Source organism: Nevskia soli DSM 19509 (assembly GCF_000711955.1).
Taxonomy (GTDB): domain Bacteria; phylum Pseudomonadota; class Gammaproteobacteria; order Nevskiales; family Nevskiaceae; genus Nevskia; species Nevskia soli.
In genome coordinates this window covers 93,059-111,316 of sequence record NZ_JONR01000019.1, presented here as the reverse complement: position 1 = coordinate 111,316, position 18,258 = coordinate 93,059, and the positions used below count along the sequence as shown (strand labels likewise).

Below are 18,258 nucleotides of genomic sequence, written 5' to 3'. Positions count from 1 at the left end.
ATGGAATCACCATGCCGCACTCTGTCCGACTTGCACTGCGCAAAAATGACCGCCGTCGCAGGCGCGATTCATTCTGTTACAGGCTCTTAGGATGCTGGAGTCCTGGATGAGCTGCGCGACGCTGGAGATGGCGCTGGCGGTGATCTGGGAGGAGCAGCGGGTCAAGGCCGCTTTGCCGCCGCAGTGGAGTGAGCCGGCGCCCGAGGTGATGAAGGAGTGGCGCCGGCACGGGAAGACGTTGCGCGGTCTCCCGGCGGGGCAGTGGTGGCCGCAGCCGCCGATGGGAACTTCTGCCCGCGCCGCGGCGTGATTGCCGGATAGACGGAAGCGGGTGCGAAACGCGCCGCCTCGCGTGATTCCTGATTGACGTTTACTGCGTGGTACGCACCGGTATGTCGGCCACGGCGAGGCGATGTCCCGATACCTGGCTGCCCGCGTCGGCGCGCAGGCGGGCGAAGGCCGGCCAGGATGCCAGGGTCAACAGGCCCACGGTGTAGAAGGCCGCCGAAAAATCCGGCGTCGACAATTGCGTGGCGTGGCGTAGCGCAAGGCTGGCATTCAATACCTGGGAGCCGACGCCGACCCCGATGCTCAGGGCCAGCTGCTGGGCCGTTCCCGAGAAGCTGGTGGCCTGGCTCATGTCGGCTTCGGCTACGTCGGCGAAGGCCAGCGCGTTGATGCAGGTGAATTCCAGCGAGCGGAAGAAGCCGGTGACGAGCAGGAAGCCGACAATCAGCCAGCTCGACGTTTCCGGGCGCATGGTGCCGCAGATGACCAGGGCGCCGCCGCAGATGAAGGTGTTGCCCAGCAGCAGGCGGCGGAAGCCGAAGCGGCGGACGATGCGCTGCGCCAGCATCTTCATCAGCAGCGCGCCCGCGGCGCTGGCGAAGGTGATGCCGCCCGACGCCAGTGCCGACAGGCCGAAGCCCAGTTGCAACATCATCGGCATCAGCAGGGAGAAGCTGCCCACGCCGATGCGGAACAGAGAGCCGCCGGTGACGGAGGCGCGGAAGGTGGGCAGCGACAGCAGGGACAGGCGCAGCACCGGGGCGTCGTCGGTGCGCGCATGCCGGACATAGAGCGCCAGGGCGATGATCCCCGCCAGTACCGCGACTGGCGGCACTTCCGGTGGCAGGACGTGCTTGCCCAGGTTTTCGGAGCCGAAGACCAGGCCGGCCACGCCGCCGCCGAGCAGCATCCAGCCCGCCAGGTCGAAGGGGCGCTGCTGGCTGCCAGGGACTTCCATGATGAAGCGGCTCACCAGGTAGTAGCCGAGGATGCCGATGGGCACGTTGATCAGGAAGATCCAGCGCCAGGAGGCGTAGGTGACGATCAGGCCGCCCAGCGGCGGACCGACGATGGGCGCGATCAGGGCGGGGATGGTCAGCCAGGACATCGCCTGCACCAGTTCGCTCTTCGGCACCTGGCGCACCAGCACCAGCCGCCCCACCGGCACCATCATGGCGCCGCCGAGGCCCTGGAGGATGCGCGAGAAGATGAGTTCGCCGATGTTCATCGAGGCGGAGCAGGCCACCGAGCCGATGACGAACACGATGATGGCGTTGCGGAAGACGCGGCGCGCGCCGTAGCGGTCGGCCATCCAGCCGCTGACCGGGATGAAGATGCTGAGGCTGAGCAGATAGGACGAAATGGCCAGGCTCAGGTGCAGCGGATCCTCGTGCAGGGACTTGGCGATGCCGGGCAGGGCGGTGGCGATGATGGTGGAGTCCAGGTTCTCCATGAACAGCGCGCAGGCCACGATCAGGGGGACGAGGCGGAGCAGTTTCCCTGATGTGGCGAAACCGGAATCGGTGGAGCCCGGCGTCATTGCCCCGGCGGTGCCGGCGCCGGCGCTACCGGCGCTTCAGTGGTAACCGGAGGCGATTCCGGTGCGCCGGGAATCTCGGTAATGGTGAATTTGCCGAAGTCGACGCCGGCATCCCAGCCGCGGCCGGTGCCCTTGAGCGCGAGCGATACTTCGCCCTTGGTCAGCGCCGAGACCGAGCCGCCGGATTGCGCCACCGTGCTGTGCGCCGAGCCGGTGGCGTAGTCGCCGAGGATTTCGCGGATGTTGCTTACGCCGGTGAACTCGCCGTAGCCGTTGTCGATGCTCGACTTGCCCAGGGTCAGGCCGCCGCCCTTGGAGGACAGCGCCACCCGCATCGAGGTGCCGTTGCCGCAGGTCACGGTGCCCTGGCCGGAAGAAGTCTTGTAGAAGGCCGACCAACCCTTCATGGTGAATTGCATGGTGCACTTCAATCCGCCGTTGAACTGCGCATGCGCACCGGCGGACAGCAACACGCCGGCGGCGAACAGCGTCAGGGCACCGGTCCTGGCTGGCAATTTTTTCATGCTGACTCTCTCCTGCGGAGTGAAATGAGTGTTTCCTGCGGCGCCATGGTTTGGGCTTCGTTTCGGGCCGCGGCGGAAAGCCCCTCTGCGACCCGCGTATTGTGCCCAAGTTCCGGCAGCGCCGGGTGTGGGGCAGTAGGCGCCAGCGTCTTTTTCGACTGTCATCCGGCTACGGAGGTTCAAGACCTCAAGGCATCGGCAGTCGATTCCGCATGCCTGGGATGGATCAATCGCTCTTCCCGGCCTTTTCGAAGGTGGGACTGAATGCTTTTACCGTCGCGTTCTTCACCAGGTTGCCGATGGTGCTGAAGACATCCACGCCGGGGCTGTCGACCCGGCCTTCGATGGGGATCACCGTGGCCAGCTGGTCCTTGCTCTGGTTCTGGAAGATCAGGTTGACCACGCTGCCGACCGCATCCACCAGGAAGTGCAGGGGGTCTTTTTCCTGCTCGGTGATGTGCTTCCATTGCAGCAGTTGCAGGTCATGGAACAGCGGCTTGATGTAGCCTTTGACGCCGCCGTCCTTGGCGTTGAGTTCCGTCAAAACATCGAGTGTGCCGCTCTTGGGGTCGACCAGGGTGTAGGCGCGCAGGAAGTCGCGCATGCGATCCACCTGGAGTTCGGTCAGGCGGGCCTTGAGATTGAAGTCCGGTTTTTCGGCGAAGGGATCGATCTGCAGGTCCAGGCGCACCTGGGCCTGGCCGACGGCGAGGGCGTCCAGTTGCAGGGTCGCCGCCCGCCGCTTCTGCTGGTCTTCCTGGTTGGTCAGGTTGGTGATGATGGCATTGACCTGGTTCAGGTAAACGTCGACCTTGGGGTCGCTGTATAAATCGTAATAGTGCACCTGGCCGTCGATGGTCTCGAAACGGTCGATGCGGAACGGCGTCAGTTTCTTCAGGATGTCCGCCCAGTTGGCGCCCTTGCCGGTCTGCGCCGCATTGCCCGCGTGCCCCGCCGCGAAGCTGAGCTTCGCTTCGAACACGCGAATCCTGGCCACCACCGTGCCCCTGATCAGTGCGCCGCGCAGTACCGAGAACTCCATCTTCGGCGCCTTGAACAGGGGCTCCTGTGTGGCGCTGTTCAATTGGCGGATTTCGATGTCGCGGATTTCATAGGCGCCGCGCCACAGCGCCAGGTGGATGTCGCCCACATGTCCCTCGTAGCCGGAACTCGAGTTGAGGGTGTGGTTGACGTAGTCCTTGACCAGGGAGGGCAGCAGGGCGCGGATCAGGACCAGCAACGCGATGAAAAGCAGTACGCCATAGCCGTAGCGATAGCGCCGGAAATGCGGCCGGTTCACCGGTGTTCCATCACTGCGGCTGTCCTTTATCCATGTCATGTCTACTGGACATCGGATGCCGGCCAAAGTGCAAAAGGTGTGCGCCATTCGGCCAGATCCTCTTCGCGGCCGGTAACAATTACCGGTCACAACGGCCGCTGTTGCATTTATTACCCGCATGCCGGAAAGGCGCTTTTCGCCACAGTTTTCTTAGTGCTTGATCGAACTGAAGATTGCGGCAGGACCAGCAGTGCAGTTCGATGTTGGTGGAGTGCGACGGCAGTCCAGTGGCGATTGGCCCCCCGACACCAACGCACCATGCGGTGACGGCGCCAGGGCATGGATCGGAGGAATACGTGCAGGATCTGCAGGCGATCCGCAGTGTCCTATTTCACTAAGGCTGCTCCGTAGCCGGCTGCGAAGGCGGCTTCGCTTCGAGCCAGCCATAGAGCAACAAGGCGGGCAGCAGTGGCCAGATGTAGTAGACGGCGCGATAGGCGATGAGGGCCGCGAGGAGGTCGTGAGCCCGGTAGCGGCTGCCCAGCAGGGCCAGGAACACCGCCTCGATCACGCCAAGGCCGCCGGGTACGTGAGTGATCAGGCCCGCGATGCTGGCCAACAGGAAGACGGTGAGTACCTGCAGTGGATCGGCGCCGCCACGCAGGAAGGTGTAGACGGTCGCCGCGATGGCCAGCCAGATGAAGGTGGAGAGCGCGATCTGCCCCAGGGCCGTGCGCCAGTGCGGCAGGTCGATGGAACTTCCGAACACGGTCCAGCTGCGCCGGGTCGAGAAGACGCAGGCCAGGACATAGCCGAGAACCAGGGCCAACATGAAGGCGCCGATCACGTGCAGGCCGACGGAGCCGATCTTCCAGTTCGGCGGCAGGTTGAGCGCATGCGAGGAAAAAGCGATGCCGCCGAGCAGCATGTAACCGGACCAGTTGGTGAGGAAGCTGAGACCGACGATGTGGGCGATGGCACCCGCCCCGAGCCCGTGGCGCGAATACAGGCGCAGGCGAAAGCCGATGGTGCCGAGCAGGGCGCCGAAGCTCTGGTTGAACGCATAGCTGACATAGGCGATAGCCATGGCCCGCGGCCGCGAGACGCGGTTTTCCATGTAGCCGAGGGCAAACAGGTCGACACAGCTATAACCGGCATAACTCAGGGTCGAGAATGCCATGGCCAGCAGCAGGCGGGACGGCGGGATGTGCCGCAGCGCTGAAAACACCTGGTGCCAGTCGATGGTGCGGGCGGCATAGCCGATCACCCCCAGGATGGCCAGGAAAAAGGCCGCGGTGAGCCAGGGACGCCAACGTTGCCAGGACGATTTTGGGGCGGAACCTTCCGATGGTCGGGCGGGGATGGCCTGCTCTGCGCTGTTGCTCATGCGAAAGCCTGCAGCACAGTGGCCACGATTTGCAACAGGGAGCCGGCGGCAATCAGCACGAATCCGCGGATCGATTTCACCGACTGGTCGCGAAAGGCGTGTTCGAGTTCATGGTTGTGTTCCTTTCTCGTCACACCGAGCTTGTGGATGTCCTTTTCTTCCACGTAGGCGCCACGCGCCGTGAGCAGCGCACCGCTCATGGTGATGGCGGGGCCGAGGACATCGCAGATCAGGTACGGCCGGCTCAGCCTGCTCCAGAAATCGCTCATCGCTCGTCTCTGCGGCCCTTGGGTCCTGTTTGGAACACCAAAACAGGTTCGATGTTCCTGGCGGGCTGGCAGCATGGCGCTGACGGTGGGCCGATCCGCCTCATTCCCGGGATGGCTAATGGGGTCGAACCTTAGTCCAGGCTTTCCTGCGCGTCTTCGGCTTCGGCCTGATCTCCGATTTCCGGTGTATCGACCGCCGGCAAGGGCAGGCCGTACTGGCGCCGCAGCAGCAGTTCCTTCGCCGTTCCGGTCAGCATGAGGCGCCCCGGCGGCCGATATGCCACGAGCTTGTGCTCGATCAGCCGGCCGATCGCATCCTGCGACACGGTGGCCGGGTCGATTCCCTTTTCCAGTTGTTCCAGCACATCCAGGTCGGTACGACTGGGTTCGTTCACGCTAGTCCTCTTCCTTGAGCAGGGCGCCGTGTTACAGGTGACAGCTTCCGTGCTGCCGCCTGTAATGACGGGCGTTGAGTGGTAATTGTTCCCGGCAATCCAGCAGCAATTTCGGCGAGGTGCGTTCTCGCCTGCGCAGCACCGCCAGGGCCGTTCCGGAACCCGCGACGGGGCGGGCTGTCCGAGCCATGCAGCCATCAACGACATGGAGGTCTGGATGGATAGCGTTCCGTTGCAAGGTCATCGCTCCGGTGTCCGCCCCGGACCGATGGACGTGACCTGCCCGATCGCGGAGGCTGCGCAATGAAACGCAAGTCGCTGCGCTTCGGCAAGGGCTTTCGCATCGCCATCGGCAATGCTCGCGGCAACTCGGCCGAAATGTCCATTCCGCCGGGGCAGTCGGAAGGGGATGCGCACAACCGCCATTCCGGTGCGGACCAGTGGCTGTTCGTGGTCGAAGGCAAGGGCGTTGCGGTGGTCAACGGCAAGCGCTATCCCCTGCACCAGGGCAGCCTGATGTTGATCGAGGCGGGGGATCGCCACGAAATCCGCAACAACGGCAAGGATCTGCTGCGCACGCTCAACATCTACGTGCCGCCGGGCTATAACAAATCGGGCGATCCCTTACCCAGGGCGCGCGCCTGAACATGCCCGGCCAAAGCAGGCGCAAGCCGGCGGACGAACACTCCGGTGCCCCGCCGGCACGACCGGTTTTCACGGCCGGCCCGGGCAAGGCCATCCCGCAGGCCCTCCCGGACCCGGGGAATACGCCGATCCGGATTCTGACCGTGAACATCCACAAGGGATTTTCCCTGTTCAACCGTCGCTTCATGCTGCACGAGTTGCGCGACGCCCTGCGGCAGGCGGCGCCTGATGTGGTGTTCCTGCAGGAAGTAATCGGCGCCGACGCCCGCCATGAAGCGGCGGTTACCGGCTGGCCCGCGCTGCCACACTGGGAATTCCTGGCCGAGACCATCTGGGGCTATTCCGCCTACGGCAGGAATGCCGTCTATACCCATGGCCATCACGGCAACGCGGTGCTGTCCAAGTTCCCCATTGCGGATTTCCAGAATCATGATGTGTCGGTCGGCGATGTGGAGCGGCGCGGCCTGTTGCATTGCCGGATCAACGTCCCCGGTATCGGCGTGCCGGTGCACGCCATCTGCGTGCACCTCGGGTTGCGCGAATGGCAGCGCCGGCAACAGCTTCGGGCCTTGTGCGAGGTCGCGTCCTCCGCTGTGCCCGCCGATGCGCCCTTGATCGTGGCGGGAGACTTCAACGACTGGAGAGGGCGTGCGCATGGCATGCTGGGGCAGGGTGCGGGCTTGCAGGAAGCGTTTGCGTGGAACCAGGGTGTCGCCGCGCGCAGCTTCCCGGTCTACCTGCCGCTGCTGCGTCTCGACCGGGTGTACTGCCGCAATGTCGAAATCGACCGGTGCAGGGTGCTGTCCCGGCAGCCCTGGTCGCGCTTGTCGGACCATGCCGCGCTCTGTGTCGAAGGACGCTTATGAAAGTCCTGCAATGGACCTCCGGCAATACGCTGACTTTTCTCGAGAACGGGGAGGAATTCTTCCCGCGCGTGTTCGAGTTGATCGACCGGGCGCGCAGCAGCGTATCGATCGAAACCTTCATCGTCGCCGACGATGAAGTGGGGCAGCGCCTGCAGCAGTTGCTGATCGCGGCGGCGCGTCGCGGCGTGTCGACGCAATTGGTGATGGATGGTTATGGCTCGGCCCCCTTGCCGCCGGAATACGTGACGGCGATGACCGATGCAGGCGTGGTGGTGCGCTGGTTCGATCCGCGCCCCCCGTTGCTGGGGGTACGGACCAATATGTTTCGCCGCCTGCATCGCAAGCTGGTGGTGTTGGACGACGAAACCGCTTTCATCGGCGGCATCAACTTCACCATCGAGCATCTGCGCAAGTTCGGAGCCTTGTCGAAACAGGACTATGCTGTCGAGGTGCGCGGGCCGGTGGTGGCGCAGGTCGCGCAGGCCATGGCCGCGCCGCCGCCCGCGCGCCGATTCCCCGGCAAGCGGCTATGGCAGAGGTTGTCGTCGGCCTTGATACCGGAAGAGGCCGGCGAAGGCGCGCGGGCGGTGCTGCTGCTGCGTGACAATCAGGAGCACCCACAGGACATCGAGTGGATGTACCGGGTCGGCATCCGCGCCGCCCGGCGGGAAATCGTCATCGCCAATGCCTATTTCTTTCCCGGTTACCGCCTGTTGCGGGACCTGCGCAAGGCGGCGAAACGCGGCGTGGCGGTGCATCTGATCCTGCAGGGACGGCCGGATATGCCCTCGGTGCGCTGGCTGGCGGGGACCCTGTATGACTACCTGCTGCGCGGCGGCGTGCGCATCCATGAATACTGCGAGCGGCCGCTGCACGCCAAGGTGGCGGTGATCGACGGCACCTGGGCCACCGTGGGTTCGAGCAATCTGGATCCCTTGAGCCTGTTCCTCAACCTGGAAGCGAATCTGATGGTGGAGGACGAGGGATTCGCGGCCGAAGTGGGGCGCCATCTGCATCGCCTGATCCAAGGGCAGTGCCGCGATCTGGTCGCGCCGAAAGCCGGCCCCTCGACGCTGATCCGCAACGCAATCGGCTTCGGCGCATTCCATGTGCTGCGCCGTCTGCCGGGGCTGGTCGGATGGCTGCCGGCCCATGCGGACGAGAGGACATTGTTGCAGGGCGCCGAAGCGGCTGTTCCCCCGGTCGCCGGGGCGCCGTAGGTCGGCCACGGTGCACTGGGAGCGGGTTTGGCGACGCCTGATTTCGGCTTGAAACCCATGTTTATCAAGCGCATGCGGCAGGGTGGGCCCGATTTTGCATATGATGGATCAGGCGCAGCCGGCGCGTCATCTCGGCGCATCGCGGCGCCGGCGTTCATCTGTCTCGGGGTAAACATGACCAAGCTGGAAATGCCGCCATCCCACCTTGAAATCTCCGCGTCGCCGGGCTTGTCGGCCGTGGGGCAGGAAAGCGAAACGCATCCCCAGGACCGGGTGGTCAGCGGGCTATTCGGCAACGGCCGTGTCGTGGCCCTGCTGAAAAATGCCGAAGGCTACGCCTATGGACATCGCATCCAGTTCGAGAACGGCATGGAAGCCGAATTGCTGATCACCGGGGTCGCCACCCGTCACTGATTTCGGTCGGGACTGGCCAAGCCGGCGTTTCACTCGATCCACAGGCCCCGCTGGCGGTGCCAGTCCTCGATCGAGTCGGTGGGATAGCCGTCGAAACATTGATCGTCGGGACCAATGTTGGGCTGCACCCAGGAAGCCTTGGAGCCGAGCATCAGGTGCACCCGGCTGGGGGGCACGGGAAGTTCGGAGTCGATGGCCGACGCCATCGGATGCAGCAACTCCGGCCACTCGGGTGAGAACAACCATAGGGACGTGCCGCAGCGCCCGCAGAAATGACGCTCGGCCGAGCTGATGCTGGTATGTCCCTGTTCCGTGATCGGCGCGTGCAAGATGCGACGGAAACGCTTGCCCTTCATCTTCAAGGTACGGGCATCGGCGGAGAGGTTGATGGCGAAGCCGCCCCCGCCGCCGGTGCGGCGGCAGATCGAGCAGTAACAAAGCTGGTAGGGGTACGGGGCGTGGCTGTCCACGGAAAAGCTGATCGCGCCACAGGCGCAGGATCCTTCCAGTCGGAGCGGCATGGTGATTCTCCAGCGAGGCCAGGTGTGAGTTTGCCGCTATTGGACCGTGGCTACGTTGATTTTCTCCCGTTTGCAGGCGTCTGATCTCAGCCGATGGAATCTTTCGCCGGTCTGCCAGTCGGAATATAAGGAGCACGGATTCGCTCCTGTCATCAAGGAACAATGCCATGGCCAAGGATGGTCGCAAAAATGGAACAAAACCCGCGCCGGTGAATGAAGAGCCGCCGGGTGAACTGGATTTCAACAAGGGCGACGAAGGCAGCGGCCGGGTCGGCGATCTGCGTTCGGAGCGTGAGGACCGGAGCGAATTCCCTGACGAGCGGGTACGCAAAGCCGGCATGACCGGTGGAGAAAATCCGGACGGTGAAGTCACTGCCGATGACCTCGCACCCGAAACCCTGCTCGACGAGGATCGTTCACGCACGCCTGACGCGGAAGAAGGCCGTGCCGCCATTGACAGCGTATTACGCGACGTCGCCGAGTCTGAAATCGGCGAGGGTTATGGCAAGGACGAGGCTGAGCTGGCCCGCGATGAAGGAAATCCAGGAAAGGGTGGCGGCCCGTTTGAGCAGCGGCGCAAGGCGGCCCGATAGAACCATGCCGGACGGGCAGGGTCCAATTCTGTATGGCTGGAAACTAGGTGGAGAATGAAATGGATTTCAAAGATCCGCGGGTCGCATTGGCCTGGGCCCTGTTCCGGGCGGAAGAGCCGGAAAATCTGGGTGAGCCCGATCCTGGCGCCTGGGAGGCATTCTTTCTGCCGCGCGCCCAGGACATCATGTTCGAATGTGCGGCCAACGGCTTTGAGTTGACCCACGCGCCGCATGCGCACTGAGCCCGATCATGGCCGCAGCACAGCATGCCGCCAAGTTGAACCACCTCCTGCGGGAGATCGAGGACGGCAAGCTGGGTTTTGCGCAGTTCGCCGCGGAGGTCGATGAGCCGTATCTGAAAAACCTGTTCGACGAATGCTGGAACGATTGTGCAAGAGCCTTGAATGCGCTGCAGAAGAGCGTGCAGTCCATGGGCGAAAGCCCGGTACAGCAAGGCAGCGCTACAGGAACGTTGCGCCAGGGCTGGATCAAGCTGAAGTCCGTAGTAACCCCGGATCAGTCCCTCGTGGCCATCGAAGAGGCCGAGCGCGAGCACGCCCGCATCGAGGCCGCTTTCCGGGATCTGCTCGGCGAGGAAGACCTTGCGCCGACCATCCGCTCCACCGTGGAAGAGGAGAGCGCCCTGGTTGAGAAGAATCTCGAACGCCTGGAGCAGGCGCGCCAATATCACCAGGCATCTGCACACTGACGAGCGGGCCGCGATCTGTGAAGATTCTCCCGCCTGTTGCGGCGGTCTACGCCCGCTTGCGCTGCTTGTGAACTGCGCGGTCGTCCTTGCGTTTCTTCCCTGCGGCCTTCGCCGGCGTACGTTTCTTCTCCTTCAGGCTCTTTTGCAGAATGGCCATGAAGTCGACCACCTTGTCGCTGCCGGCCCTGGTTTCCTTGCTGGCGGGTGCTTTGGCCTTCGCCCCTTTGCGTCGCATGCGCGCCTTGATCACCCGGGACAGCTTGGCGCGGAACTCGTCGTGATAGGCGGCGGGTTCCCAGGCGCCGCTCATCGAATCCACCAGGTGCCGCGCCATCTCCAGTTCCTTTTTGCCCAGGCGGTAGCCAGCCAGGGGTTTGCCCGGGAAGCTGTATTCCTTCACCGGAATCAATTCCTGCGGATAGCGCAGCAACAGGAGCATCAGGGCCTTGTCCCTGGGAATCACCAGGGCCAGGTGTTCGCGGGTGCGGATGACCACCCGCGCAAGGCCGGCCTTGCCCAGTTCGCGCAGGGTTTCGCGCAATAGCACGTAGCCTTTCTCCGCCTTTTTCTGTGGAACCAGGTAATAGGGGCGGTCGAAGTAGGCCATATCGACCTCGGCAGGATCGATGAAAGATTCGATATCGACGGACTCGCTGCTCTCCGGCGCGGCGGCCTTCAGGTCCTCCTTGTTCAGCACGACATAGCTGCCTTTCTGGTACTCATAGGCCTTGACCACTTCTTTCCACGGTACTTCCTCGCCGGTCTCCGCATTGATGCGCTCGTAGCGCACGCGGGCCTTGTCGCGCGCGTCCAGCATGTGAAAGCGCAGATCGGTGTGGCGTTCGCCGGGCATCAGCTGCACCGGGATATTGAGCAGTCCGAAGGAAATTGCGCCGGACCAGAGTGGTCGTGCCATGAGCCGTCCTCGTTGTATTGTCAGGGTTCTACCGAAGGCAGCGACTGGCGCAGCTTGTCGATGCCGATCCAGGGATCCGCACCGAGCCGCGACAGCCGCCGCCGGATGTTGTCGTAGTTGTAATGATCGGGCGCACGCAGGCGCGGCAATTCATCCCAGCGCAGGGGCGTGGCGATGGGCGCGCCGGGCCGGTTGCGCAGGGAATAGGAAGCCACCGCCGTGGAGCCGCGCCCGTTGCGCAGATAGTCGATGAAGATCTTGCCGCCGCGTTTGGCCTTGCTCGCCGTTGAGACGTAGCGTTCGGGTTGCTCCTGTGCCAATGTTTCGGCCAGCGCATGGGCGAAGCTCTTTGCCGTTTCCCAGTCCGCCGCCGGTTTGACCGGAACGACCAGATGCAGGCCCTTGCCGCCCGAGGTGCGCACATACGATTGCAGCTTCAGATCCTGCAGGCGCCGGCGCAGCTCAAGGGCGCACTTGATCACGGCCTTCCACGGCACGCCCGGGGCGGGATCGAGGTCCATCACCAGCCGATCGGCGCGGTCCAGGTCGGATACCGTCGAGCCCCAGACATGGAATTCCAGGCAGTTCATCTGCACCAGCCCGAGCAGGCCTTCGAGGCTGTCGACGTAGACCCAGCGTGTTTTCTCGGCTGGGTCCATTACTTCCCGTACCGAACGGGGAAACCCGGGACTCAGATGTTTCTGGAAAAAACAGGCGCCGGCGGCGCCATCGGGGCAGCGCATCAGCAGCAGGGGGCGGTTGACCAATCCCGGCAGGATGAAGTCGGCGATATCGGTATAGAAGCCGGCGAGGTCCCGCTTGGTGATGCGCGGCTTCTTGAACAGCACGCGTTCGGGATGACTCAGCTGGACTTCGGCCGTGGGCGCTTTTGCGCCAGCCTTGCGCTTGCCGCGGCTGCGGGCGGGTGCGGGCATCTCTACCTCCGGATCGAGCGTGCGCGGGGCTGCTTTGCGCAAGGGGAAATGGGTCCGCGCGATATCGCGGCGCGAGGATTCCAGGGAGCGGATGCTGCGATCCAGGCGCAGCCCCTTGAGGCTCGCCTGGCGCAGCAGGCCATCCTCGGTCAGGCCGCGGAATTCGGTTTCCACCACCAGTTCCGGCTTGACCCACACGGGGGAGGCACCGCGAAGCTCGGCGCGGCCGGGAATGTTTTCCAGATTCTTCGGCCTCGGGGCGGATTTGAAGCGGTGCAGCAGATCTTCGATCATGGCGCTGTCGAAGCCGGTTCCCACGCGACCGATATAACGCCAACCGGACTTGCGCTTCGCACCGGGCGTCGCCAGCAGCAGCGCGCCGAGCGCGGCGCGCGAACCCTTGCCGGTGGTATAGCCGATCACCGCATATTCGTCCGACTGCACGCATTTGATCTTGAGCCAGGCTTCGCTGCGGCCGTCCCCGTAAGGCGCGGATGCGGCCTTGGAAATGATGCCTTCGAGCCCGTTGGCGCAGGCTTGCTCGGCCACCTTCGGACCGTGGCCCGTAACGAAGGAGGTGAGTTGCAGCGGTGCTGTTACGTCCTCCAGCAATGCAGCCAGCCGTTTCTTGCGTTGGAGTTGCTGCAGGGGGCGCAGGTCCTCGCCGTCGAGGTACAGCAGGTCGAAGATCATCACCGACAGGGAGTCCCGTTGATCGTCTTCGCCGAAACGTCTTTGCAGCAGGCCGAAGTTGCTGCGCCCTTCCGCGTCCGTGGCCACCAGTTCGCCGTCGAGTACGCAGGATGCACAGGGCAGGGTGCGCAGTGCCGCCGCCGCCCCCTCCAGCTTTTGGGTCCAGTCCTGGTCGCCGCGCGAAGTGATGCGTACTTCGTCGCCGTCACGCCAGAGCAGCACGCGATAGCCGTCGAATTTGACCTCATGCAGCCAGTCTGCTCCCGCGGGAGCGCGTTCGGTGAGCTTGGCCAGTTGCAGGCCGATGGAGGCGGGCAGGGCGGAGCGCTTCGCGCTGCTTTTCTTCCGCTTCTTCGCCGCCTTCACCTTGGGTTGGGCGGGCGTTGCCGTGGGATGCCGTTTCAGCCATTGCGCCAATGGCGTGTCGTCAGCCTCGTCGCCCTTGCGCGCCGCTTCGTCTCTCGACTTCATCAGCAGCCATTGCGGGCGTTTGCCGCCCAGGTGCGTGCGCACCAGGGACCAGCCGCCATGCAGCCGGCTGCCGTGAAGATCGAAGTGCAGCCGGCCGGCCTTGAGCAGCTTTGCCGGATCACCCTCGGGTGTCCATATCCCTTCGTCCCAGATCCAGACCTTGCCGGCGCCATAGTGTCCTTCCGGAATGGTGCCTTCGAAGTTGCCGTAGTCGAGTGGATGGTCCTCCACTTCCACCGCCAGGCGTTTGTTGGCTGGATCGAGGGAGGGCCCCTTGGGTACGGCCCAGCTGCGCAAGGTATTGCCAACCTGCAGGCGCAGGTCGAAATGGCGGCTGCGCGCGTGGTGCAGGTGGATCACGTAGCGACGAGGTGCGGCTTCGGGGGCAGTGCTCCCGCGGCCGCCCTTGTGGGGTGCCGGTTCGGGCGTAGCCGCGAAGTCGCGTTTGCGCCGGTATTCCGAGAGCCTGCTCGGCATTCGAGTCCTTTCCATAGTCCCGAAGTTAAGACTATAGCTGGCTCCCGATAATTCCCCGGCACGGCTTCGTGCGCCGGTGGATCGAACCTTCTGCCGAAGATCGTTTTCCAAGTACGACATGAAACCCGCAACCATCCGCATCGGCATCTCGGGCTGGCGTTATCCGCCGTGGCGGGGTGCGTTCTATCCGAAGGATCTGCCGCAGCGCGGCGAACTGGAATTCGCCTCGCGGGAACTGGCCACGATCGAGATCAATGGTTCGTTCTACTCTCTGCAGCGCCCGCAGAGCTACGAGAGCTGGTACGACGCCACGCCCGCGGGGTTCCGTTTCAGCGTCAAGGCGCCGGCCGACGCGAAAAGCCTGGCGAAGCGCCTGGGCCTGAGGTGATTTGCTGATCCTGCCGCAACCGCGGAGCTGCAGGCATCGCATCAAATGCCGGATTCGATGTCCTAGTTTCGTAATCAGGCGAGGAGATCATCGAAATGAAGGAAAAATTCGCGCAGTTCGCGCAGTGGCTGTCACGCATGGCCGGGCATGCGGCCACCTTTGCCATCGTCACCGCCGCCATCGTGGCATGGGCCGCAACCGGGCCCTTGTTCAAGTTCTCCGACACCTGGCAGCTGGTGGTCAATACCGCGACCAGCGTCGTGACCTTCCTGATGGTGTTCATCATCCAGAACACGCAGAACCGCGATACCGCCGCCTTGCAGATCAAGCTCGACGAACTGATCCGTGCCTCGGCGAAAGCCCAGAATGTGCTGCTGGATCTGGAGCATCTCGATGACGAGGCCCTGGAGAAGATGCGCAAGCAATACCAGGCGTTGGCACACGAGGCGCGCAGCGGCAAGAAGCAGCAGGAGAATCCGGCGCGGGGTTGATACGGCCGGCAGCGATGGCGGCTTGCGCGGCGCGCAAGCCGCCGATCAGCGGCCGGGCGTCAGCACGGTGGGCTTGGCCACCGCATCGGTCTGCGGAAAATCCAGGGTGTAGTGCAGGCCGCGGCTTTCGCGCCGCTCCAGCGCCGAGCGCACGATCAGCTCCGCCACGGTGACGAGATTGCGCAGTTCGATCAGGTGATGGCTGATGCGGTAGTTGCGGTAGAACTCGATGATTTCGCGCTTGAGCAGGTCGACACGGTGCTGTGCTCGCAGCAGGCGCTTGCTGGTGCGGACGATGCCCACGTAATCCCACATGAAGGTGCGCAGTTCGACCCAGTTGTGCGAGACCACCACGTCTTCGTCCGAATCGGAGACGCGGCTCTCGTCCCAGGGCTTGATCGGCGGCGGCTCCGGCAGGTTGGGCAACTCCACTTCCAGATCCTCGGCGGCGGCCTGGGCGAACGCCAGGCACTCCAGGAGAGAGTTGCTGGCCAGGCGGTTGGCGCCGTGCAGGCCGGTGCAGGCGACCTCGCCTGCGGCATAAAGCCCGGCGACGTCGGTACGCGCGCGCAGGTCGGTGAGCACGCCGCCGCAGGTGAAGTGGGCGGAGGGCACCACCGGGATCGGCTGGCGGGTGATGTCGATGCCCAGCTTCAGGCAGTGCTCGTAGATCGACGGGAAATGCGCCCGCACGAACTCCGGCGGCTTGTGCGAGATGTCGAGCCAGACGTGCTTGACGCCGAGCCGCTTCATTTCATGGTCGATGGCGCGGGCGACGATGTCGCGCGGGGCGAGCTCGCCGCGCTCGTCGAAGCGCGGCATGAAGCGTTCGCCGACGCTGCCGTCCGCATTCGGTACATGCAGGGTGGCGCCTTCGCCGCGCAGCGCCTCGGAGATGAGGAAGGAGCGCGAGTCGCCGTGGTACAGGCAGGTCGGATGGAACTGCATGAATTCCATGTTCGCCACCCGGCAGCCGGCGCGCCAGGCCATGGCGATGCCATCGCCGGAAGCGCCGAAGGGATTGCTGGAATACAGGTAGACCTGGTTGGCGCCGCCGGTGGCGAGAATCACCGCCTTGGCCGGCACCGCCGTGATGCGGCCGCTGGGGCGGTGCATCAGGTAGGCGCCGAGCACGCGCCTGGCCGCGCGGTCGATCACCAGGTCCACCGCCACCGACTGCTCGCGCACGGTGATGTTCGGGTGCTCGGCGGCCAGGGCCACCAGGGTGGTCTCCACGGCGCGGCCGGTGGCGTCGGCGGCGTGCACGACGCGGCGGTGGCTGTGGCCGCCTTCGCGTGTCAGGTGCAGGCGCTGGCCGCGCAATTCGCCGTCTTCCTGGGTGAACGCCACCCCCTTTTCGACCAGCCAGCGGATGCAGTCCGGCCCGCGTCCCACGGTGAAGCGCACCGCCCGCTCGTCGCACAGGCCGCCGCCGGCGATGAGGGTGTCGCGCACATGCGCTTCCAGCGAGTCCTCTTCGTCGAGCACGGCGGAGATGCCGCCCTGCGCCCACAAGGTGCTGCCGCCGGCCAGGGTGCCCTTGGAGACGACGGTGACGCGATGACCATTTTCGGCCAGGCGCAATGCGGCGGACAGTCCGGCGGCACCGCTGCCCAGGATCAGGACTTCAGTAGCAGAATTCACGGCTTGGGTGGATAGCTTGTTACAATATCGAGGAACCGCAGCCTATGGCGGCGGTTTGGGCGGGGACAGGGAGTTTATCCGGAAATCGGGGATGCCGACCGCCGGCTGCGGCAATGACATGACTTGTGCATGAGCGAAGAACAAACAGACGAACAACTAGTCGCACTTGCACAGGAAGGGAATGCCCGCGCCTTCGAGCTGCTGGTGCGTAAATACCAGTACAAGATCATCCAGCTGGTGAGCCGGCTGGTAGGGGAGTCCGATGCCCCCGATGTCGCCCAGGAAACCTTCATCAAGGCCTATCGCGCCCTCAACGGCTTCCGCGGCCAGAGCGCTTTCTATACCTGGCTGTATCGCATCGGCATCAATACCGCGAAGAATCACATCGTTTCGCGCGGGCGGCGTCCGGCCAACCAGGACATCGATATCTCCGACGCGGAACAATATGGCCATACCGAGCATCTGAGCGATGTCGATACCCCGGAGTCCCTGCTCTTGTCGGAAGAGATCAAGCAGAAGGTCGCCGAGGTCATCCACAAGCTGCCGGCCGACCTGCGTCAGGCCATCACCTTGCGCGAGCTGGAGGGGCTGAGTTACGAGGAGATCGCCGAGGTGATGGATTGCCCGATCGGAACGGTGCGTTCGCGCATTTTCCGGGCGCGCGAGGCGATCGATGCCGTGGTGCAGCCTTTGTTGAACGAGTGAGCGCGCAACCGGCATGGCGAAGGCAGCCACCGGGGCGGCTTCCGGGCGGAACGGCCACCATAGGTAATTTTTGCCTAACGGGTGGTGTGGAACTTTTTACACAGTCTGTGGTTTATTAGTTAGATACCTTATTCCTTAACGGCCGCTGAACGGGCCAGGTGCCGGAAAATTGAGAAGCTCAATGTCTGAAGAACTTCTGTCAGCTTTGCTGGACGGGGAATGCACCCCGGTTGAAGTCGAACGCCTGCTCCAACAGCTGGATGAGTCCCCGGCCCTGAAGCAGCGCTGGACCCGCATGTGTGTGACTCGCGAAGCCGTTGAAAACACACGGATTCGTGCGGTTTCACCGGACTTCTGCGCCGGTGTCATGGCCGCCATCCAGCGCGATGGGGCCGCTGCCGAGCCGGTACGTTCGCCCAAGGTCGTGGCTCTGCAGCCCCGGCGGGCCGTCGCCGCGCCTGTCGTGGCCGCGTCCCGCTCGCGTTGGCAGCCCATGGTGGGGTTGGCGGCTGCGGCCTCCATTGCCGCCGTGGTTACGGTCGGGGGCTACCGCGTGCTCAGCCAGCCGGTCGGAGGCGCGCCGGCCGCCGTCGCCAGCGCCGGGCCTTCCGCAACGGGCAGCGCGGGCATGCAGCCGGTCGCTTACGCCGTGGCTCCGCAGCAGCAGGCCAAGCTGGTTCAGGTTTCCAACACCAGCGGCGGCAGCGCCGATGAGCCGGTGGAGACCCGCTGGTCGCAGCTCGACGCCGATACCGCGAGCCAGCTCAGCGAATACATGATGGAACACAGCAATATGCGCGCCGAGCAGGGTGTGGGTGGCGCGCTGAGCTATCCCCGCATGATGGTGCGCACCGCGGAATACCGTACGAGCGGACAGCACTAATGATG

General features: G+C 64.2%; 21 protein-coding genes and 1 pseudogene. 12 read left to right on the top strand and 10 right to left on the bottom strand.

All coding sequences use genetic code 11. The annotated features are described in order from the left end of the window. Window positions 1–91: 91 nt before the first annotated feature. Window positions 92–310, top strand: a complete 219-nt coding sequence (locus BP26_RS0111450) for a hypothetical protein (RefSeq protein ID WP_029920717.1) — start codon at window positions 92–94, stop codon at window positions 308–310. 60 nt (window positions 311–370) lie between these two features. On the opposite strand, the gene BP26_RS0111445 is transcribed toward BP26_RS0111450, so the two are convergent. The 6 genes from BP26_RS0111445 to BP26_RS0111420 all read right to left on the bottom strand — a co-directional run bounded on the left by BP26_RS0111445 (window position 371) and on the right by BP26_RS0111420 (window position 5,682). Then, window positions 371–1,828, bottom strand: a complete 1,458-nt coding sequence (locus tag BP26_RS0111445) for an MFS transporter (RefSeq protein WP_029920716.1) — start codon at window positions 1,826–1,828, stop codon at window positions 371–373. Continuing rightward, a complete protein-coding gene (locus BP26_RS0111440; protein WP_211254896.1) occupies window positions 1,825–2,352 on the bottom strand; it encodes a hypothetical protein in 528 nt (175 codons plus the stop codon). The genes BP26_RS0111445 and BP26_RS0111440 overlap by 4 nt, the downstream gene beginning before the upstream one ends. A 226-nt stretch (window positions 2,353–2,578) precedes the next feature. Continuing rightward, window positions 2,579–3,652 (bottom strand): AsmA family protein, encoded by a 1,074-nt coding sequence (locus BP26_RS0111435; RefSeq protein WP_029920714.1) that lies wholly within the window; start codon window positions 3,650–3,652, stop codon window positions 2,579–2,581. 373 nt (window positions 3,653–4,025) lie between these two features. Then, complete coding sequence (locus tag BP26_RS0111430) at window positions 4,026–5,018, bottom strand: lysylphosphatidylglycerol synthase domain-containing protein (protein ID WP_029920713.1); 993 nt, start codon at window positions 5,016–5,018, stop codon at window positions 4,026–4,028. Next, window positions 5,015–5,287, bottom strand: coding sequence for a hypothetical protein (locus tag BP26_RS0111425; RefSeq protein WP_029920712.1), 273 nt, complete (start codon window positions 5,285–5,287; stop codon window positions 5,015–5,017). The genes BP26_RS0111430 and BP26_RS0111425 overlap by 4 nt, the downstream gene beginning before the upstream one ends. Before the next feature lie 131 nt (window positions 5,288–5,418). Next, a complete protein-coding gene (locus BP26_RS0111420; RefSeq protein ID WP_029920711.1) occupies window positions 5,419–5,682 on the bottom strand; it encodes a hypothetical protein in 264 nt (87 codons plus the stop codon). A 303-nt stretch (window positions 5,683–5,985) separates the two neighbouring features. On the opposite strand from BP26_RS0111420, the gene BP26_RS0111415 reads away from it, so the two are divergent. From BP26_RS0111415 to BP26_RS29460, 4 genes are all read left to right on the top strand, one after another. Continuing rightward, window positions 5,986–6,327, top strand: coding sequence for a cupin domain-containing protein (locus tag BP26_RS0111415; protein WP_029920710.1), 342 nt, complete (start codon window positions 5,986–5,988; stop codon window positions 6,325–6,327). A gap of 143 nt (window positions 6,328–6,470) precedes the next feature. After that, complete coding sequence (locus BP26_RS0111410) at window positions 6,471–7,193, top strand: endonuclease/exonuclease/phosphatase family protein (protein ID WP_245611777.1); 723 nt, start codon at window positions 6,471–6,473, stop codon at window positions 7,191–7,193. Further along, complete coding sequence (gene clsB, locus BP26_RS0111405) at window positions 7,190–8,413, top strand: cardiolipin synthase ClsB (RefSeq protein ID WP_029920708.1); 1,224 nt, start codon at window positions 7,190–7,192, stop codon at window positions 8,411–8,413. Before BP26_RS0111410 ends, clsB begins: the two co-directional genes overlap by 4 nt. Before the next feature lie 27 nt (window positions 8,414–8,440). Then, complete coding sequence (locus BP26_RS29460; RefSeq protein ID WP_157572487.1) at window positions 8,441–8,827, top strand: hypothetical protein; 387 nt, start codon at window positions 8,441–8,443, stop codon at window positions 8,825–8,827. Between the two features lie 29 nt (window positions 8,828–8,856). Here BP26_RS29460 and BP26_RS0111395 read toward each other — a convergent pair whose 3' ends face one another. Next, window positions 8,857–9,348, bottom strand: a complete 492-nt coding sequence (locus BP26_RS0111395; protein ID WP_029920706.1) for a GFA family protein — start codon at window positions 9,346–9,348, stop codon at window positions 8,857–8,859. Window positions 9,349–9,515: 167 nt separating this feature from the next. On the opposite strand from BP26_RS0111395, the gene BP26_RS0111390 reads away from it, so the two are divergent. From BP26_RS0111390 to BP26_RS27575, 3 genes are read left to right on the top strand one after another with little or no spacing between them, the layout of a single operon-like run. Then, window positions 9,516–9,941, top strand: a complete 426-nt coding sequence (locus tag BP26_RS0111390) for a hypothetical protein (protein ID WP_051748862.1) — start codon at window positions 9,516–9,518, stop codon at window positions 9,939–9,941. A gap of 59 nt (window positions 9,942–10,000) precedes the next feature. Further along, window positions 10,001–10,183 (top strand): hypothetical protein, encoded by a 183-nt coding sequence (locus BP26_RS0111385; protein WP_029920704.1) that lies wholly within the window; start codon window positions 10,001–10,003, stop codon window positions 10,181–10,183. An 8-nt stretch (window positions 10,184–10,191) separates the two neighbouring features. After that, window positions 10,192–10,650 carry a PA2169 family four-helix-bundle protein gene (locus BP26_RS27575; RefSeq protein WP_051748861.1) on the top strand — a complete coding sequence of 153 codons (459 nt, stop codon included), beginning with the start codon at window positions 10,192–10,194 and terminating at the stop codon, window positions 10,648–10,650. 46 nt (window positions 10,651–10,696) lie between these two features. On the opposite strand, the gene ku is transcribed toward BP26_RS27575, so the two are convergent. Together ku and ligD are read right to left on the bottom strand one after the other, a co-directional pair. Beyond that, window positions 10,697–11,566, bottom strand: coding sequence for a non-homologous end joining protein Ku (ku, locus tag BP26_RS0111375; RefSeq protein WP_029920702.1), 870 nt, complete (start codon window positions 11,564–11,566; stop codon window positions 10,697–10,699). 20 nt (window positions 11,567–11,586) lie between these two features. After that, window positions 11,587–14,142 (bottom strand): DNA ligase D, encoded by a 2,556-nt coding sequence (ligD, locus tag BP26_RS0111370; RefSeq protein WP_029920701.1) that lies wholly within the window; start codon window positions 14,140–14,142, stop codon window positions 11,587–11,589. A gap of 118 nt (window positions 14,143–14,260) precedes the next feature. Between ligD and BP26_RS0111365 the strand changes: the two are divergent. Both BP26_RS0111365 and BP26_RS0111360 read left to right on the top strand, forming a co-directional pair. Further along, window positions 14,261–14,488 (top strand): annotated as a pseudogene (locus tag BP26_RS0111365) (DUF72 domain-containing protein); the annotation flags it as partial. A gap of 137 nt (window positions 14,489–14,625) precedes the next feature. Next, the gene (locus BP26_RS0111360) at window positions 14,626–15,021 is read left to right on the top strand and encodes a low affinity iron permease family protein (RefSeq protein WP_051748860.1); all 396 of its coding nucleotides are present in this window, start codon (window positions 14,626–14,628) and stop codon (window positions 15,019–15,021) included. Window positions 15,022–15,066: 45 nt separating this feature from the next. On the opposite strand, the gene nadB is transcribed toward BP26_RS0111360, so the two are convergent. Then, window positions 15,067–16,665 carry an L-aspartate oxidase gene (gene nadB / locus BP26_RS0111355; protein WP_029920698.1) on the bottom strand — a complete coding sequence of 533 codons (1,599 nt, stop codon included), beginning with the start codon at window positions 16,663–16,665 and terminating at the stop codon, window positions 15,067–15,069. A gap of 129 nt (window positions 16,666–16,794) precedes the next feature. On the opposite strand from nadB, the gene rpoE reads away from it, so the two are divergent. Both rpoE and BP26_RS27570 read left to right on the top strand, forming a co-directional pair. Then, complete coding sequence (gene rpoE / locus BP26_RS0111350; protein WP_029920697.1) at window positions 16,795–17,370, top strand: RNA polymerase sigma factor RpoE; 576 nt, start codon at window positions 16,795–16,797, stop codon at window positions 17,368–17,370. A 181-nt stretch (window positions 17,371–17,551) separates the two neighbouring features. Next, window positions 17,552–18,253, top strand: coding sequence for a sigma-E factor negative regulatory protein (locus BP26_RS27570; protein ID WP_084183010.1), 702 nt, complete (start codon window positions 17,552–17,554; stop codon window positions 18,251–18,253). The last annotated feature ends 5 nt before the right edge of the window (window positions 18,254–18,258 follow it).

What these genes read in the sequence shown, in the direction of transcription:
- BP26_RS0111450 (WP_029920717.1), top strand. Translation starts at nt 92, where the DNA reads ATGCTGGAGTCCTGGATGAGCTGCGCGACGCTGGAGATGGCGCTGGCG.
- BP26_RS0111445 (WP_029920716.1), bottom strand. Translation starts at nt 1,828, where the DNA reads ATGACGCCGGGCTCCACCGATTCCGGTTTCGCCACATCAGGGAAACTG.
- BP26_RS0111440 (WP_211254896.1), bottom strand. Translation starts at nt 2,352, where the DNA reads ATGAAAAAATTGCCAGCCAGGACCGGTGCCCTGACGCTGTTCGCCGCC.
- BP26_RS0111430 (WP_029920713.1), bottom strand. Translation starts at nt 5,018, where the DNA reads ATGAGCAACAGCGCAGAGCAGGCCATCCCCGCCCGACCATCGGAAGGT.
- BP26_RS0111425 (WP_029920712.1), bottom strand. Translation starts at nt 5,287, where the DNA reads ATGAGCGATTTCTGGAGCAGGCTGAGCCGGCCGTACCTGATCTGCGAT.
- BP26_RS0111415 (WP_029920710.1), top strand. Translation starts at nt 5,986, where the DNA reads ATGAAACGCAAGTCGCTGCGCTTCGGCAAGGGCTTTCGCATCGCCATC.
- clsB (WP_029920708.1), top strand. Translation starts at nt 7,190, where the DNA reads ATGAAAGTCCTGCAATGGACCTCCGGCAATACGCTGACTTTTCTCGAG.
- BP26_RS0111395 (WP_029920706.1), bottom strand. Translation starts at nt 9,348, where the DNA reads ATGCCGCTCCGACTGGAAGGATCCTGCGCCTGTGGCGCGATCAGCTTT.
- BP26_RS0111390 (WP_051748862.1), top strand. Translation starts at nt 9,516, where the DNA reads ATGGCCAAGGATGGTCGCAAAAATGGAACAAAACCCGCGCCGGTGAAT.
- BP26_RS0111385 (WP_029920704.1), top strand. Translation starts at nt 10,001, where the DNA reads ATGGATTTCAAAGATCCGCGGGTCGCATTGGCCTGGGCCCTGTTCCGG.
- BP26_RS27575 (WP_051748861.1), top strand. Translation starts at nt 10,192, where the DNA reads ATGGCCGCAGCACAGCATGCCGCCAAGTTGAACCACCTCCTGCGGGAG.
- ku (WP_029920702.1), bottom strand. Translation starts at nt 11,566, where the DNA reads ATGGCACGACCACTCTGGTCCGGCGCAATTTCCTTCGGACTGCTCAAT.
- ligD (WP_029920701.1), bottom strand. Translation starts at nt 14,142, where the DNA reads ATGCCGAGCAGGCTCTCGGAATACCGGCGCAAACGCGACTTCGCGGCT.
- BP26_RS0111360 (WP_051748860.1), top strand. Translation starts at nt 14,626, where the DNA reads ATGAAGGAAAAATTCGCGCAGTTCGCGCAGTGGCTGTCACGCATGGCC.
- rpoE (WP_029920697.1), top strand. Translation starts at nt 16,795, where the DNA reads ATGAGCGAAGAACAAACAGACGAACAACTAGTCGCACTTGCACAGGAA.
- BP26_RS27570 (WP_084183010.1), top strand. Translation starts at nt 17,552, where the DNA reads ATGTCTGAAGAACTTCTGTCAGCTTTGCTGGACGGGGAATGCACCCCG.